The organism is Azospirillum sp. TSO22-1 (genome assembly GCF_003116015.1).
Lineage (GTDB): Bacteria > Pseudomonadota > Alphaproteobacteria > Azospirillales > Azospirillaceae > Azospirillum.
The window spans coordinates 1-15,798 of the sequence record NZ_LGQZ01000080.1 but is presented as its reverse complement, the minus strand read 5'-3'; the positions used below and the strand labels follow the sequence as shown (position 1 = coordinate 15,798).

The 15,798-nt window shown below is 68.0% G+C and carries 19 protein-coding genes; 15 read left to right on the top strand and 4 right to left on the bottom strand.

From position 1 onward, the window contains the following. The first annotated feature begins 18 nt into the window (after positions 1–18). From TSO221_RS21245 to TSO221_RS21195, 13 genes are all read left to right on the top strand, one after another. Positions 19–1,266 (top strand): ABC transporter substrate-binding protein, encoded by a 1,248-nt coding sequence (locus tag TSO221_RS21245; RefSeq protein WP_109120525.1) that lies wholly within the window; start codon positions 19–21, stop codon positions 1,264–1,266. Positions 1,267–1,458: 192 nt separating this feature from the next. Further along, the gene (locus TSO221_RS35575; RefSeq protein WP_158284166.1) at positions 1,459–1,620 is read left to right on the top strand and encodes a hypothetical protein; all 162 of its coding nucleotides are present in this window, start codon (positions 1,459–1,461) and stop codon (positions 1,618–1,620) included. 31 nt (positions 1,621–1,651) lie between these two features. After that, positions 1,652–2,521, top strand: a complete 870-nt coding sequence (locus tag TSO221_RS21240) for a branched-chain amino acid ABC transporter permease (RefSeq protein WP_109120524.1) — start codon at positions 1,652–1,654, stop codon at positions 2,519–2,521. Then, entirely contained in the window at positions 2,521–3,492 is a 972-nt protein-coding gene (locus tag TSO221_RS21235) for a branched-chain amino acid ABC transporter permease (RefSeq protein WP_109120523.1), read from the top strand. The genes TSO221_RS21240 and TSO221_RS21235 overlap by 1 nt, the downstream gene beginning before the upstream one ends. After that, on the top strand, positions 3,489–4,214 hold the full coding sequence (locus tag TSO221_RS21230) for an ABC transporter ATP-binding protein (RefSeq protein WP_109120522.1): 726 nt from the start codon (positions 3,489–3,491) through the stop codon (positions 4,212–4,214). Before TSO221_RS21235 ends, TSO221_RS21230 begins: the two co-directional genes overlap by 4 nt. 203 nt (positions 4,215–4,417) lie before the next feature. Beyond that, entirely contained in the window at positions 4,418–6,136 is a 1,719-nt protein-coding gene (locus TSO221_RS21225) for a HAMP domain-containing methyl-accepting chemotaxis protein (protein ID WP_109120521.1), read from the top strand. Positions 6,137–6,213: 77 nt separating this feature from the next. Then, on the top strand, positions 6,214–6,456 hold the full coding sequence (locus TSO221_RS21220) for a type II toxin-antitoxin system prevent-host-death family antitoxin (RefSeq protein WP_109120520.1): 243 nt from the start codon (positions 6,214–6,216) through the stop codon (positions 6,454–6,456). A gap of 3 nt (positions 6,457–6,459) precedes the next feature. Beyond that, positions 6,460–6,915: a PIN domain-containing protein gene (locus tag TSO221_RS21215; RefSeq protein WP_109120519.1), complete on the top strand. Its 456-nt coding sequence runs from the start codon at positions 6,460–6,462 to the stop codon at positions 6,913–6,915. Between the two features lie 79 nt (positions 6,916–6,994). Then, the gene (locus tag TSO221_RS21210; protein ID WP_109120518.1) at positions 6,995–8,626 is read left to right on the top strand and encodes an acyl-CoA synthetase; all 1,632 of its coding nucleotides are present in this window, start codon (positions 6,995–6,997) and stop codon (positions 8,624–8,626) included. Between the two features lie 103 nt (positions 8,627–8,729). Continuing rightward, a complete protein-coding gene (locus tag TSO221_RS21205; RefSeq protein ID WP_109120517.1) occupies positions 8,730–9,152 on the top strand; it encodes a globin family protein in 423 nt (140 codons plus the stop codon). Positions 9,153–9,312: 160 nt separating this feature from the next. Continuing rightward, positions 9,313–10,281: a hypothetical protein gene (locus TSO221_RS35080; RefSeq protein ID WP_146208863.1), complete on the top strand. Its 969-nt coding sequence runs from the start codon at positions 9,313–9,315 to the stop codon at positions 10,279–10,281. 113 nt (positions 10,282–10,394) lie between these two features. Next, positions 10,395–11,099: an ABC transporter ATP-binding protein gene (locus TSO221_RS21200; RefSeq protein ID WP_109120516.1), complete on the top strand. Its 705-nt coding sequence runs from the start codon at positions 10,395–10,397 to the stop codon at positions 11,097–11,099. A gap of 117 nt (positions 11,100–11,216) precedes the next feature. Then, on the top strand, positions 11,217–11,915 hold the full coding sequence (locus TSO221_RS21195) for a pirin family protein (protein ID WP_109120515.1): 699 nt from the start codon (positions 11,217–11,219) through the stop codon (positions 11,913–11,915). A 20-nt stretch (positions 11,916–11,935) separates the two neighbouring features. Here TSO221_RS21195 and TSO221_RS21190 read toward each other — a convergent pair whose 3' ends face one another. From TSO221_RS21190 to TSO221_RS21180, 3 genes are all read right to left on the bottom strand, one after another. After that, complete coding sequence (locus tag TSO221_RS21190) at positions 11,936–12,496, bottom strand: hypothetical protein (RefSeq protein WP_109120514.1); 561 nt, start codon at positions 12,494–12,496, stop codon at positions 11,936–11,938. A 161-nt stretch (positions 12,497–12,657) separates the two neighbouring features. Continuing rightward, positions 12,658–13,065, bottom strand: a complete 408-nt coding sequence (locus TSO221_RS21185) for a hemerythrin family protein (protein ID WP_109120513.1) — start codon at positions 13,063–13,065, stop codon at positions 12,658–12,660. Continuing rightward, positions 13,053–13,781 carry a cyclic nucleotide-binding domain-containing protein gene (locus tag TSO221_RS21180; protein WP_109120512.1) on the bottom strand — a complete coding sequence of 243 codons (729 nt, stop codon included), beginning with the start codon at positions 13,779–13,781 and terminating at the stop codon, positions 13,053–13,055. The genes TSO221_RS21185 and TSO221_RS21180 overlap by 13 nt, the downstream gene beginning before the upstream one ends. A gap of 125 nt (positions 13,782–13,906) precedes the next feature. Here TSO221_RS21180 and TSO221_RS21175 point away from each other — a divergent pair, with 125 nt between their 5' ends. Together TSO221_RS21175 and TSO221_RS21170 are read left to right on the top strand one after the other, a co-directional pair. Continuing rightward, positions 13,907–14,656: a sulfite exporter TauE/SafE family protein gene (locus TSO221_RS21175; protein WP_109120511.1), complete on the top strand. Its 750-nt coding sequence runs from the start codon at positions 13,907–13,909 to the stop codon at positions 14,654–14,656. Positions 14,657–14,697: 41 nt separating this feature from the next. Beyond that, positions 14,698–15,180, top strand: a complete 483-nt coding sequence (locus tag TSO221_RS21170; protein WP_247878164.1) for a mismatch-specific DNA-glycosylase — start codon at positions 14,698–14,700, stop codon at positions 15,178–15,180. Positions 15,181–15,183: 3 nt separating this feature from the next. Here TSO221_RS21170 and TSO221_RS21165 read toward each other — a convergent pair whose 3' ends face one another. Beyond that, entirely contained in the window at positions 15,184–15,501 is a 318-nt protein-coding gene (locus TSO221_RS21165) for a hypothetical protein (RefSeq protein WP_109120509.1), read from the bottom strand. Positions 15,502–15,798 lie beyond the last annotated feature (297 nt).

The window sequence follows — 15,798 nt, the reverse complement described above, 5'->3', positions numbered from 1 at the left end:
CCCCAGGGAGACGCGCTCATGACCACCCGATTCCCCCGCATCGGCCTCACCCGCCGCCAGCTCGGACAGGCCGCCGTCGCCGCCGGTGCGCTCACCGCCTTCGGCAAGGCGCCGGTGTTCGCGCAGGGCGCGGCGCTGAAGATCGGTGTGCTGCTGCCGCGCTCCGGCCATCTGGCGCAGGCGGGGCAGGCCTGCCAGCGCGGCGCCGACATCGCGCCGGCGGTGCTGGGCGACCTCGGCTACAAGGTGGAGATCCTGTCGGCCGACACCGAATCGAGCCCGGACGTGGCGCGCTCGCGCACCGAGAAGCTGATCAACGACGGCGCCAACGTCATCGTCGGCGCCTTCGACAGCGGCCAGACCGCCGCCGCCGCCCAGGTCTGCGAGCAGCGCGGCATTCCCCTGGTGATGAACATCGCCGCCGCCGACGGCCTGACCGAGCAGGGCTACAAGACGGTGTTCCGTAACTTCCCGACCTCGACCATGCTGGTCACCAACGGTCTGGCGCTGATGAAGGACCTGTTCAAGGCGACCGGGGCGACGCCGAAGAGCGCGGTGTTCCTGCACGCCAATGACACCTTCGGCATGGCCAACAAGAAGGCGCTGGACGCCCTGTTCCCCAAGCTGGACATGCCGTTCCAGATCGTCGATTCGATCGCCTACGACCCGAAGGCGCAGGACCTGTCCATCGAGGTGACCAAGGCCAAGGCGACCGGCGCCGACCTCGCCATCGTCACCACCCGCGCCGCCGACGCCATCATGATGGTCAAGGAGATGGTCAAGCAGCGCTGGGAGCCGATGGGCATCGTCTCCCCCGGCTCGCCGGGCCTGTATGACGAGCAGACCTACAAGGCGCTGGGCAAGTACGTGGACTTCGCCATCACCAACCTGCCCTGGTACGACCCGAAGGCCGAGCTGACGCAGCGTGTCGCCGCCGCCTTCAAGAAGCAGTACCCGAACGACCGCTTCGAGGGCTACGCCTTCAACGTCGCCTTCACGCTGGAGGCCATCCTGGTCGCCGCCGACGCCTTCAAGCGCGCCGGCTCGGCCGCGTCGGAGCCGATGCTGCAGGCGCTGCGCCAGACCAACCTGAAGGACAAGATGATGGTCGGCCCGGCGATCACCTTCGACGCCAAGGGGCAGAACGTCAACCTCGCCTCGGCCTGCGTGCAGAACCGCAACCAGCGGCCGACGGTGGTGCTGCCCAAGGAGTCCGCCGAGATGGACCCGGTGTTCCCGATGCCGGGCTGGGCGAAGCGGACGTAGTATGCGGCGTCGCATGAGCGCCGTGACTCTTGCCCCCCTCCCAACCTCCCCCCGCTTCGCAGGGGAGGAGCTTTTTCCCCTCCCCTGCGAAGCGGGGGAGGGGTCAGGGGTGGGGGCAAGTCAGCCGTGGAATAAGTTCGCACTTGGCCGCGTTGGTTCCTGAGATCCTACCGGAACCACAGGCCAGCCATCATGTTCGAGGACGACCCCTGGCTCGACGCGGGCGTCGAGGCGGAAGACGACGCGCCGATGGCGAAGCCGCGGCACCCCTGGTTCGAGTACGCCGGTGTCGAGCCGCGCCCCGAGCCTGCGCCGGTGAAGATGGCGCTTGCCTGCCCCTCGAAGGACTGGTAACCGCAGACCGGAATTCACGGTCCGGCGGTCCATGACTCTCGCCCTCCTCCTCAACATCGTGGCCTCGGGGCTGCTCACCGGCCTGGTGTACGGGCTGGCGGCGCTGGGGCTGTCGGTCATCTTCGGCGTGGTGCGCGTCGTCAACTTCGCGCACGGCGAGATGATGGTCGCCGGCATGTACGGCGCCGTGCTGCTGTTCGGCGCCCTGGGGCTCGATCCCATCCTTTCGGCGCCGCTGGTCGCGGCGGTGCTGTTCGTCTTCGGCTGGGCGCTGCAGCGCGGGCTGGTCAACAAGTTCGTCGAGCGGCCGGAGCACATGCAGTTCATCCTGCTGCTGGGCATCGCCACCATCGTGCTGAACCTGCTGCTGATGGTGTTCGGGCCGGACTCGCGCGGCGTCATGGTGCCGTACGTCTTCGACGTCTTCGAGATCGGGCCGTTCCACCAGGACGCCACCCGCACCTACGCGGGCCTCGGCGCCATCGCTGTGGCGGCGGTGCTGTTCGCCTTCTTCCGCTTCAGCCGCACCGGCAAGGCGATCCGCGCCTGCGCCGACAACCCGCTGGGCGCCCGCGTCGTCGGCTTGAACATCGACGGCCTGTACGCGCTGACCTTCGGCATCGGCGCCGCGGTGGTCGGCATCGCCGGGGCGCTGCTGACCCTGGTGGTCGAGGCGCGACCGCAGCTGGCGCCGGAATACACGCTCCTGTCCTTCATCATCGTCATCGTCGGCGGCCTGGGCAGCCTGCCCGGCGCGCTGCTGGGCGGCGTGCTGATCGGGGTGTCGGAGGCGCTGGCCGGCTTCCTGCTGATGCCGTCGCTGAAGGCGCTGTTCAGCTACGTCGTGCTGATCGTCGTGCTGCTGCTGCGGCCGCAGGGCCTGCTGGGGAGGCGCTCGTGATGACGGCGCGGGCGATGGCGCTCGCCGGGGTGCTGCTGGCGGCGCTGCTGGCGGCGCCGCTGGTGGCGGACAGCTACGTGCTGTCGGTGCTGACCACGGTCCTGTGGTTCGCCTACGTCGGCCAGGCGTGGAACGTGATGATGGGCTTCTCCGGCCTGCTGTCGCTCGGGCACGCGCTGTATGTCGGCCTGGGGGCGTACGCCAGCGCGGCGCTGTTCGTGCATTTCGGGATAGGGCCGTGGCTAGGGTTGTTCGTCGGCGTGGCGCTGGCAGCGGCGGCGGGGGCGTTCATCGGCTTCCTGGGCTTCCGCTTCGGCGTGCGCGGCGTGCACTTCGCGCTGCTGACCATCGCCTTCGCCGAGGTGGCGCGCATCGGCTTTGACCACATCGGCTGGCTGGGCGGATCGGGCGGGCTGTTCCTGCCGGTGGGCGGCAGCGACCCGCTGAACCTGCGCGGCGCGCCGGTGCTGTTCTACTACGTCATTTTGGCGCTGGTGCTGCTGGCGTTTGCGCTGGCCAAGGTGCTGCTGCACTCGCGCCTCGGCTACCAGTGGCTGGCGATCCGCGAGGACGCCGAGGCCGCCGAGGCGGTGGGTGTGGATCTGTTCCGCGCCCGCATCAAGGCGGTGGTGGTGTCCGCCGCGCTGACCGCGCTGGGCGGCGTGTTCCAGGCCTTCTACTTCAACAACCTGTTTCCGGAGCAGGTGTTCTCCATGGGCCGCTCCATCGAGATCATCCTGCCGGCCATCGTCGGCGGCATCGGCACGCTGTTCGGTCCGATCCTCGGCGCCTTCATCCTGACGCCGATGGGTGAGGCGCTGACCGGCGCCATCGGCGCGCTGGGCATCGACCTGCCGGGCCTGAAGCAGCTGTTCTACGGCGCCGCGCTGGTGGCGATCATCGTCTTCCGGCCGGAGGGCGTGTGGCCGTGGCTGTCGCGCCGCCTCAAGCTGGTGCGAGGGCCGCAATGACCGCGCTGCTGGAGGTCGAGGGCCTGTCGAAGCGCTTCCGCGGCCTGCGTGCGGTGTCGAACGTCGGCTTCGCGGTGCCGAAGGGGGGCATCGTCGCGCTGATCGGGCCGAACGGGGCGGGCAAGACCACCACCTTCAACCTGATCGCCGGCGTCTTCCCGCCCAACGAGGGCAGCGTCCGCCTGGACGGCCGGCCGATCACCGGCCTGAAGCCGCACCAGGTCTGCGCCGCCGGCATCGGCCGCACCTTCCAGATCGTCAAGCCGTTCGGCGACCTGACGGTGGAGGAGAACGTGGTGGTCGGCGCGCTGGCCCGCGAGCGTTCGGTCGACACCGCGCGGCGCATCGCCCGCGGCGTGCTGGAGCGCCTGGGTCTCGCCGAGCAGTCCTTCCGCCCGGCGCGCAGCCTGACCCTGCCCGACCGCAAGCGGCTGGAGGTGGCCCGGGCGCTGGCGACCAGGCCGACGCTGCTGCTGCTGGACGAGGTGCTGGCCGGCCTGCGGCCCACCGAGGTCGACCGCATGGTCGAGGTGCTGCGCGACCTCAACCGCCGCGAGGGACTGACCATCCTGATGATCGAGCACGTGATGCGGGCGGTGATGGCGCTGTCCGACCATGTCGTTGTGCTCGACCACGGCGAGAAGATCGCCGAGGGAACTCCGGCCGACGTCACCGCCGACCCGCGGGTGATCGAATCCTACCTCGGCGCGGAAAGCCTTTGACCCTGCATTCGTAAGGGTGTTTCGCCGCTCGGCGAATAAGCCGTCTTTTTGTGCGTTCTGCACATAAAAGACGCAAAAAGTCTTAAAATTGAGCGCCGCCCGGTACCTTAGCGAAACGCTCTGTTAAGGGAGTGCCTCCCATCCTGGCCCTACGCCGAAACGAATAATACCAAACCCGGCGCGCGAGAGATGGGAGAGTGCGAATGAGCTGGTACAACAACCTGCGAATTGGCCGACGCCTGATGATCGGCTTTGCTGCGGTGATCGTGCTGCTGGTGGTGAACGTCGCCGTGGCGCTGATGCTGGCCAACGGCGGCAAGACGATGGCGACCCGGATCGCCGACATGCGCATGCCCACCGCGCTGGCGAGCGACGGGATCTACGCGAACCTGAACGGCTCGCTGGCCGCCATGCGCGGCTTCCTGCTGACCGGGGCCCCGGCGTTGCGCGCCGAGCGGGCCGAGGCCTGGGCGGAGATCGGCCGCCTGCGCACCGAGATGGACCGGCTGTCGGTGTCCTGGACCTCCGAGGCCAACCGGCGCGCCTGGGCCGAGGTGAGGCCGCTGCTCGACGAGCTGCGCACGGTGCAGGACGGCGCCGAGGCCGCGGCGACCGCCGGCGAGCGCGACCGTTCCATCAGGATTCTGGCCGAAGAGGCACTGCCGCGTGCGACCCGGCTGAAGCTGCTGCTCGACGGCGGCAAGGATGCGGCGGGCCAGCCGGTGGACGGCATCACCGACCGCCAGCGCTCTCTGCTGGAAGCCGACGCCGCTGGCATGACCAGCGCCGCCGACCGGCTGATGCTGATGCAGGCGGGCATGCTGGCACTGGGCCTGTTGATTGCCGGGGTGGCGGTGCTGGTGACCGGGCGCTCCATCGTCCGGCCGCTCGCTGCGATGACCGAGGCGATGAAGCGGCTGGCCGGCGGCGACTACGCGACGCCGATCCCGGCGGTTGGCCGGCGCGACGAGGTCGGCGTGATGGCGCAGGCGGTGCTGGTCTTCAAGGACGGCATGGTCGCCGCCCGCGAGGCCGCCGAGCGCGAGCGTGCCGAGCAGGCCGAGCGCGAGCGCCGCGCCCGCGCCATCGAGGAGCTGACCGGCCGCTTCGACCGCGACAGCGGCGAGGTGCTGGGCTCGGTCTCCGCCGCCGCCGTGCAGATGCAGGCGACCGCCGGCCAGCTGTCCGCCACCGCCGAGCAGACGACCCGCCAGTCCACCGCCGTCGCCGCGGCGTCGGAGCAGACCTCGGCCAACGTGCAGACCGTCGCCACCGCGACGGAGGAACTGGCCGCCTCAGTGCTGGAGATCAGCCGGCAGGTCGCGCAGTCCGCCACCATCGCCGGCGAGGCGGTGGCGCAGGCTGGCCGGGCGGACGAGTCGATGCGCGGCCTCGCCTCGGCGTCGGAGGAGATCGCCAAGGTCATCGACCTGATCATGCAGATTGCCGCGCAGACCCGGCTGCTGGCGCTCAACGCCACCATCGAGGCGGCGCGCGCCGGCGACATGGGCAAGGGCTTCGCCGTGGTGGCGAGCGAAGTGAAGGCGCTGGCCGACCAGACCACCCGCGCCACCGACGAGATCGCCGCCAAGGTGACCTCGATCCAGGACGAGGCGCAGGGCGCGGTGTCGTCGATCGGCGCCATCATGGAGACCATCCGCCGGATCAGCGATGTCTCCGGCACCATCGCCGCCGCGGTGGAGGAGCAGCAGGCGGCGACGCAGGAGATCGCCCGCAACATCCAGCAGGCGGCGCAGGGCACGCAGGAGGTATCGAGCAACATCGTCGGCGTCAACCGCGCCGCCACCGACACCGGGTCCGCCGCGCACCAGGTGCTCGGCGCCGCCGACACGCTGTCGAGCCAAGCCGGCGTGCTGAAGTCGAAGGTGGAGCTGTTCCTGTCCGCGGTGAAGGCGGCGTAGCAAGCATCCCTGGTTGACAGCCGGCGCGGTCCTCACCATCCTGATGTAGGTAATTTCACTACACACTGGGGCGGGCGATGGAAGAAGCCGTGTCGGCTGCCGACGCCAATCGAAACTTCTCGCAAATCTTGCGGCACGTGAAGGAGGGACGCTCCTACGTGGTGACGTCGCACGGAACGCCGGTCGCCAGGATCGTGCCGGCCAAGCAAAGCGGCGCCTTGGCCGAAGCGGCCAAGGGCACGTTGATGGCCCGCCTGCGCGAGCAGCCGGTGCAGGTCATCGGCCATCGCTGGAACCGGGACGAGTTGTACGACGAGTGAGCCGTGCTGATCGCGCTCGACACAAACATCCTGGTCTACGCCGAGGGCATCGCGTTCCTTCCCGGTGACGTCGAAAAGCCGGTCCGGGTGCATGGGCTGCTCGACGCGCTGCCCGCCGATGGCGTCGTCCTGCCGACCCAGGTCCTGGGGGAACTGTATCGGGTGCTCGTTGGCAAGGCGAAACGCCCCGTCGCCGACGCGAGCCGTGCGATCATGACGTGGCGTGACCTGTATCCGCAGTCCGATACGACGGCCACGGTCATGATGGCGGCCATCGACTTGGCCGCCGACCATAAGCTGTCGATCTGGGACGCGGTCGTCGTCTCCGCGGCCGCCGAGGCCGGATGCCGCCTGCTCCTCTCGGAGGACATGCAGGACGGTTTCACATGGCGGGGGCTCACCGTCGTCAATCCGTTCTCTGCCAAGCCGCACCCGCTGCTCGAGGCGCTGACCGGCTGAGGACAGGTGTCTGGCGCAGCGTGCGGTTCGGTCGTAAGCTCCCCGTCCGAAAGAAGAATCACCCTGGGGAGGGAACCGCATGCTGCCGCACGGGGCGAGCCATGCCGAGATCACCGCGCGTTTCCGCTGGGACGTGCCGGAGCGTTACAACATCGGCGTCGATGTCTGCGACAAGTGGGCCGAGTGCGACCCCGGCCGTACCGCGCTGATCCACAAGCGCCGTGACGGCACGGTGGAGGAGTTCAGCTTCGCCGACATCCGCGCCCAGTCCAACCGCCTCGCCAACCTGCTGCGGGCGCTGGGCGTGGAGCGCGGCGACCGCGTCGGCATCCTGCTGCCGCAGGCGCCGGAGACCGCGGTGTCGCACGTCGCCGTCTACAAGATGGGCGCTATCGCGGTGCCGCTGTTCGGCCTGTTCGGCGTCGATGCGCTGGAGTACCGGCTGGGCAACTGCGGCGCCAGGGCGGTGATCACCGACGCCGCCGGGGCGGAGAAGATCGCCGCGCTGGCGGAACGGCTGCCGAGCTTAAGCGTTGTGCTGTGCATCGACGGGCCGCTGCGCGGCTTCCACGACTTCCACGCCCTGGTGGCGCAGCAGTCCGACGCCTTCACGCCGGTGGACACGCTGGCCGACGACCCGGCGCTGATCATCTACACCTCCGGCACCACCGGGCAGCCGAAGGGTGCGCTGCACGCGCACCGCGTGCTGCTGGGGCACCTGCCCGGCGTCGAGATCTCGCACGACCTGTTCCCGCAGCCGGGCGACCGCATCTGGACGCCGGCCGACTGGGCGTGGATCGGCGGGCTCCTGGACGTGCTGATGCCGGCGTGGCACCACGGCGTCGCCGTGGTCGCCCGCCGCTTCGAGAAGTTCGACGCCGAGGAGGCGTTCCGTCTGATCGCCGACTTCGGCGTGCGCAACGCCTTCCTGCCGCCGACCGCGCTGAAGATGATGCGGGCGGTGGAGAACCCACAGGAGCGCTTCGCCTATTCCATGCGCTCCATCGCGTCGGGTGGCGAGACGCTGGGGGGGGAACTGCTGGACTGGGGCCGCCGCACCTTCGGGCTGACCATCAACGAGTTCTACGGCCAGACCGAGTGCAACATGATCGTCTCATCCTGCGCCGCGGTCATGCCGGAGAAGCCCGGCATCATGGGCCGCCCGGCGCCCGGCCACGACGTGGCCATCATCGACGACGAGGGCAACCGGCTGCCGCCGGGCGCGCTCGGCCACATCGCCGTGCACCGGCCGGACCCGGTGATGTTCCTGGAGTACTGGGGAAACCCCAGGGCGACGGCGGAAAAATTCATCGGCGACTGGCTGGTCACCGGCGACCAGGGCGAGCTGGACGAGGAGGGCTACATCCGCTTCGTCGGGCGCGCCGACGACGTCATCACCTCGGCCGGCTACCGCATCGGCCCGGGTGAGATCGAGGACTGCCTGATCGCCCACCCGGCGGTGCGCATGGCCGCCGTGGTCGGCGTGCCCGACCCGCTGCGCACCGAGATCGTCAAGGCCTTCGTCGTGCTGAACGAAGGCACCCAACCGGGGCCGGAGCTGATCAGGGACATCCAGGAGCACGTAAAGACTCGCCTCGCCGCGCACGAGTACCCGCGGGAGATCGCCTTCGTGGACTCCCTGCCGATGACCACCACCGGCAAGATCATCCGCCGCGAGCTGCGTGACCAAGCAATCCGGGAAAGGCCGTGAGAAAGCTGAAACGCGCCTGACATCGTCGCGAAACAGTTCGCATGCATACGGTCGCGCGGGGAGCGGAGACTCCCCGTTCCCAAGAAAACGACCGGAGAGTTGGATGACCCCCGAGCAGATCGCCCTGATCCGCGACAGCTTCAAGCACGTCGTGCCGATCCGCGACCAGGCCGCGGACCTGTTCTACACCCGCCTGTTCGAGATCGCCCCCGAAACCCGCAGCCTGTTCAGGAGCGACATCCGCACCCAGGGGGTGAAGCTGATGGCGGCGCTGACCATGGTGGTCAACTCGCTCGACCGGCTGGAGACCATCCTCGACGCGGTGCAGTCGATGGCGCGCCGGCACGTCCACTACGGCGTCACCGAGGCGCAGTACGACACCGTCGGCGAGGCGCTGCTGTGGACGCTGCGCAAGGGCCTGGGCGACGCCTTCACCGCCGAGGTCGAGCTGGCCTGGACGACCGCCTACGGCGCGCTGGCCGGCGTGATGATCGCCGCGGCTCGTGAGGAAACCGCCGCGGCGTAGTTTCGATTCCGGCGGAGCGGGGGCGCTCGGAAGCGCTGTCCCGCCCTGCCGCGCATCGCTTGTATTGCCATTTGGATACGACGACCGGAGATAGAGACGGAGTGGCGTCATGGTGATATAATGGTATTTCCTATCAAAATAGCTTTTGGAGATGCCCCGTATGGCATCCTATATGATTCCTCTGGTTGCTCTTGCGGCGACTGTGCTCGCGGTCACGCAATCGAAGACATGGGATCATGGGCGGCCGACCCGCGCAGGCTATGTGGCAATAATTATTGCTGTACTAGGTTTCGGTGCTTCTGCTTACGAGGCACGGGATACCCAGGTGGAAAAGGCCGCAGATCGGGAGATGATCGAAGATCAAGACAAAAAAATAGGCGGGCTCCAAGCGGATTTGAAAGATGCTCTTGCTGAGTTGGTTCGTAAACAAGAGGAAATCACTGGATTGGTTGTAGACATATCTGCGGTTGTTACCTATGAATTTCCCTTTGATCTGTCTGCGATCCGACGTATGCCTCCACCCACCTTTCTTGGAGAAGGTGGTGTACTTAAAATTGCTGTGACCGCCAAGTCAAGGGGCGCGCAAGATATTTCGAATAAATGGACAGAAGACCTGAAGGATCGCGAGCAGACGCTGTTTTTGAAGTCTACTTACCAAAAGCAAAATCGTATTTCATCACCGTCGACTGGCGGTCCAAGTATAGTATACAATAATGTATTTTCCGGTTTTATGGGAAGAAAGCAAGCAGTTCCATTGAAAGATTGGAGTGACATGAATGTCGAGGCTATATTAAACATTAACGCAGATCTTAATGATATTCAATGGTTAGATCAAGCCGTGGTGGCTGCATATGGGAAGAAAAATGAATTGAAACATGAATTTGCAAAATTTTATATGATTGGACAAGATAGCTATCTAGATGAGAAGACGCTTCTAGCTAAGGGTAATGAAGATTATTCAGTGAAACCTTATCCTGTTATAGTTTATCTTGATATCAGCTTGGCAGGACGGGTAGTTGTGCATATGAAAGGACATTTGGCGTTGGTTCATGCATGGGATGAGGACGTCCGCGGAGCTATGGTGGTCGCGTTTCAGACCTGTTCACAGCCTAAGAGCCGAATGTGTTGAGCGCTTTTCGACCGGTAAACATTGTACTAGGTACTTTTGCGGTGGAACTTGTTTCGGCGGAGCGGGGACTGCGCTAGAGTGCGGCCCCGTCCTCCCAACCACCAGCCGCTGCCATGCTGACGATCACCGACCTCGACCTGTTCTACGGCGACGCCCAGGCGCTCGATTCCGTGTCGCTGTCCGTCGAGGCCGGCACGACCACCGCCATCGTCGGCGCCAACGGGGCCGGCAAGACCTCGCTGATCCGCACCATCTCCGGCATCCTCAAGCCGGCCCGCGGCTCCATCCGCCTGCACGACCGGGAGATCGCCGGGCTGCCCAGCCACGTGGTGTGCGACCTCGGCGTCGGGCAGGTGGCGGAGGGGCGGCAGATCTTCCCGACGCTGTCGATCCGCGAGAACCTGGAGATGGGCGCCGTCATCCCGCGCGCCCGCGCCTCGGCCAAGGACACCTTCGCGCACGTCCTGCACCTCTTCCCCCGCCTGGAGGAGCGCCTGGAGCAGGCGGCCGGCACGCTGTCCGGCGGCGAACAGCAGATGCTGGCGATCGGCCGCTGCCTGATGGGCAGACCTGAGCTGATCATGTTCGACGAGCCCTCGCTGGGCCTCGCCCCGGCGCTGGTGCAGGAGCTGTTCCGCACCATCCGCGCACTGGGCGAGCAAGGCATGACCATCATCCTGGTCGAGCAGAACGTCGCCGCCTCGCTGAAGCTGGCCAGCCGCGCCTACGTGCTGGAGAACGGTCGCGTCGTGCTGTCCGGCACCGGCGAGGCGCTGCTGAACGACCCGGCGGTGAAGCAGGCGTACCTGGGTCTCTGACTGTTCCGATTTGGAGAACGGTCCTGTCGCGTCGGCGTGCGTTGTTGTCCCAGCACCAATCGCCACATCATGCCCGACACGAGAGAGCGGCCCATCGGCCGCCAGGAGGGTTCGGCAATGATCACGGTTCGCAACAGGGACGAGCGCGGCGCGGTGAATATGGGCTGGCTGGACAGCCGGCACAGCTTCTCGTTCGGGCACTACTTCGACCCGGCGCACATGGGCTTCCGCGCGTTGCGCGTCATCAACGACGACCGGGTGATCCCCGGCGCCGGCTTCCCGACGCACGGCCACGCCGACATGGAGATCGTCTCCTACGTGCTGGACGGTGCCTTGGAGCACAAGGACAGCCTCGGCACCGGTTCGGTCATCCGCCCCGGCGAGGTGCAGCGCATGAGCGCCGGCACCGGCATCCGCCACAGCGAGTACAACGCCTCGCGCGAGAACCCCGCCCGCTTCCTGCAGATCTGGATCCTGCCGGAGCGCAAGGGGCTGGCGCCGGGCTACGAGCAGACGGCGTTCGCCGAGGCCGACAAGCGCGGCACGCTCCGCCTCGTCGGCTCGCGCGACGGGCGGCAGGGCAGCGTGACGATCCACCAGGACGTCGACCTTTACGCCGGCCTGATCGACGGCAGCGAGTCCGCGACGTTCGAACTGCGCCCCGGCCGGCACGCCTGGGTGCAGGTGGCCCGCGGTCACGTGCGGCTCAACGGCGTGACGCTGAAGGAGGGCGACGGCGCCGCGGTCAGTGATGAGACCGCGCTGACCCTCGACCAGGGCGTCGGCGCCGAGGTGCTGCTGTTCGATCTGGCGTAGCGTGGCGGGGAGGGCGGGGGTCAGCCCCCGCCCTTCGGCGAGAGCCGGATGCCCATGCGCCGGGCCTCGACCATGAAGGCGCGGGTCATCTGCACGAGGTCGGTGCGCCAGTACAGCTGCTCCAGCGGGTCGTCCAGGAAGTCCTCCGGCAGCATGGCGTAGCAGTAGGTTTCCACCACCTTGTCCTCGGGCTTCCACGGGTCGGCGCCGTCGCGCCAGCCGATCATCCAGCCGGCGTGCCCGGCGCCGATGGCCCAGCGTTCGAAGCGCGGCGCCATGGTGTCGGCGCCGATGGGGTCCTCCACCGGCACCCGGTACAGCGCCACGAAGCGCCGCACATTGAGCTGCAGGCTCATCAGCAGCGCGTCGCCGAAGGCCTCCACCCGATAGATGCAGTCCGACGAGCCGGGGACGTGGCTGAACGTCACCTGCGCGCGCAGCAGGTCGGACAGCGGGGTGGGGGAGGGCTCGCGCGCCAGCGGCGGCGATTCGTGCTCCACGGCGCGCAGCGCGTCCACCATGTCCTGGGTCAGGAAGCGGGTGACGCGGCTCTGCGCCTCGGCGATGGTCATGCGGGTCATGCGCCGTTAACGGCGCGGGGGGCGCTTTGTTCGGTCATATCAAAGGCGCTTGATGGCTTCCATCAAGCGCCTTTGATTCAGACCCGGCAGCTCAATGCAACGCATTGAGCGGGGGGGTGATACGGCCGGCAGGACAATGAAGCATTCATGCGCCGGCCGTATCAGACGCTCTTGCCGCTCCGCTCCATCCACTCCCCGAACGCGCGGTCCTCGCTCTGGATGTGGTTGATCAGCCAGCGCGACAGGAAGCTGTTGAGGAATTCGTGCACCTGGGCGTCGGTCGGGTCGGCGGCGAAGGTGTCCTGGATCGCCTTGGCGGCGCGCGCGTGGCCGGCGATGTGGCGCTCGAACGCGGGGTAGCCGACCTCGCGCATGATGGCTTCCTCGTTGCGGAAGTGCATCTCGATGTAGGCCAGCAGGTCGTTCAGCAGCGTGCGCAGCCGCCGCGGGTCGAAGCCGTCGGCGCGCGCCTTGTTGAAGCGGTGCAGGATCTCGAAGTAGTAGCGGTGCTCCGCGTCGATCTCGTCGACGCCGGTCAGCAGCGCGTCGGTCCAGTTCACTGTTTCCATGATCGTCCCGCTCCGCCGTCGTCGGACGCGCAGAATTCCTTGAGCTTGGCCGTGTTGGCGACGAACACCGCCGCCCCGTGCGTCTCCACCCCGATCTTGCGCAGCTTGGCCAGCGCGCGCGAGAAGGTCTCCGGCTGCATCCCCAGGCGGCGCGCGATCAGGCTCTTTTCGAAGGGCAGTTCGAAGTGGACGTCCTTGCCGGCCTCCGGGCAGAGGTTCAGCAGGAAGCTGGCCACCCGCTGCGGCGAGGAGCGGACGTGCAGGTGCTCGATCTGCTGGACGAAGCCGCGGATGCGCTGCGACAGCGCCTCGACCACGCGGAACGCCACCTCGGGGTCGGCGCGCATGCAGCGGAAGAACTCCTCCGCCGTGAAGACCAGCACGCGCGTCGGCTCCACCGCCTCGGCGCTGAGGGGATAGCGGGCCGAGGAGAACATGTCGGCCTCGGCGAAGACCTGGCCGGGCTCGACCAGGCTGACCACCGCCTCCTCGCCGTCGGCGGTCAGCCGCGACAGCTTGACCGAGCCGTTGAGCAGCAGGAAGAAGCGGTCCGCCAGTTCGTCCTGGAAGAACAGCGTGCCGAAGCGCGGCACCGCCATCACCGAGGCGCTGGCCAGCAGCTTGTCCATGGCGGGCTCGGGCATGCGGCGGAACAGCGGGGCGGCGCGCACCGCCTCCAGGTCGTTCGGCTTCAGCCCTTTCAGGCGGTGTTGCATGGTGTCCGGCAGCCGTGGCTCATGGCGAGGATCGTTATACCGCTAAGGAATCTGGCGCGTCGTGCGCAGAATCTGGGCGCGGCGGATTGTCTCACAGCGCGGGCTGCTGCATAAAGCGGCACATCATGCCCGATCCGATCCTGACCCTCCTCCTTCTCGCCGCGGCGTTTCTGGCCGGGGGCCTCAACGCCATGGCCGGGGGCGGCAGCTTCCTGACGCTGCCGGCGCTGATCTACGCCGGGGTGCCGCCGGTCGCCGCCAACGCCACCGGCACCGTGGCGCTGCTGCCCGGCTACGCCAGCGGCGCCTACGGCTTCCGCCACGACATCGAGCCGGTGGACGGCATCGGCACGCTGTGGCTGTCGGTGGTCAGCCTGGCCGGCGGGCTGGCCGGGGCGGCGCTGCTGCTGTGGACGCCGGACGCCACCTTCCGGGCCATCGTGCCGTGGCTGCTGCTCGCCGCCACCGGGCTGTTCGCCTTCGGGGCGCGGCTGTCGCGCTGGCTGCAGCGCCAGGGCATCCACGGGCGCGGCGCCATGCTGGGCGGGCTGTTCGCGGTGTCGGTGTACGGCGGCTACTTCAACGGCGGGCTGGGAATCCTGCTGCTGGCGCACCTCAGCCTGTTCGGGCTGACCAGCCTGAACGCCATGAACGGGCTGAAGAACCTGCTGTCCGCCGTGCTCACCGCCATCGCGGTGGGGGCCTACGCGGCGGGCGGCGCGGTGCATTGGCCGCAGGCGCTGCTGATGGCGGCGGCGGCGGTCGTCGGCGGCTACGCCGGGGCGCGGCTGGCCCGCCGCATCCCGCCGGCCCGGCTGCGCCCGGCCATCGTCGTGGTCGGGCTGACCATGGCCGTGCTGTTCTTCGTGCGCTGATGGGTGCGCCGATGGGCGGGGGGCAGCCGATCGCGGATATCGTGGCACCCGGGCTGCGCGTGCTGTTCTGCGGCTTCAACCCCGGCACCCGCTCCGGCGCCATCGGGCACAACTACGCGGGGCGGGGAAACCAGTTCTGGCGGCTGCTCGCCGACTCCGGCCTGACGCCGCGGCTGCTGGCGCCGGAGGAGGACCGGACGATGCTCCAGTACGGTCTCGGCTCCACCAACCTCGTCGGCCGCGCCACGCCGAGCGCCGCCGACCTCAGCCGCGCCGAACTGCGCGCCGGGGTCGGGCCGTTGCGCGCGCTGGTGGAGACGAACCGGCCGCGCATCGTCGCCTACACCGGCAAGGGCGTCTACCTCGCGGCGGCCGGGCTCGGCCAAGCGGCGTGGGGGGAGCAGCCGGTGGGCCTGTTCGATGGGGTGGTCGACTTCGTGGTGCCGTCGCCGAGCGGGCTGGCGCGTCTGCCTTACGCCGAGAAGCTGCGCTGGTTCGCCGCGCTGGCCGGGCGTGCGGGCTAGCCGTCAGCGCTCGGGCAGTTCCGCCACGTCGCGCGGGGCCGGGAAGCCGCCGCTGCGCCCTTCGCGCAGGCCGTCCAGGCGGTAGTGCTGGTAGCCGGACTCGTAGGCGCCGCGGCGCACCGCGGCGGCGACGTCGGGATTGGCTGTCAGATAGGCGCGCTCCCGCCATTCCGGCGGCGGTGTCTGGCCGGCCAGCGCCGCCGGCCGCTCGACACGCGGCAGCCACGCCGACAGCGCCGCCGGCACCCCGGTCCCCTGGAGGAGATGCGACAGGCCCAGCGGCAGCAGGGCGACGGCTACGACGATCAGCAGCCTCCACATAGCGTCCTCGTCCGTTGGTGCGAGGGAACCTGTACCCACGATGAATGATGCCGATTCGTGCCGCTGCCGCAACGCACCATAAGGGCAGGGGGGCCACTCGCCTTTCGTCAGAGTTCACTAATAACCAAATAAAAATGTATAATGTAAAAAATTTGTAGAATTATGTTGCCGAGCGCGGGCGCGCCGCAGTATAGCCAGGACATTGACGCAGCCTTCCGGTGCCGCCGTGACCGCCTTGCCCGCCGCCCGCCTGACCCACCTGCAACGCCTCGAGGCCGAGAGCATCCACATCATGCG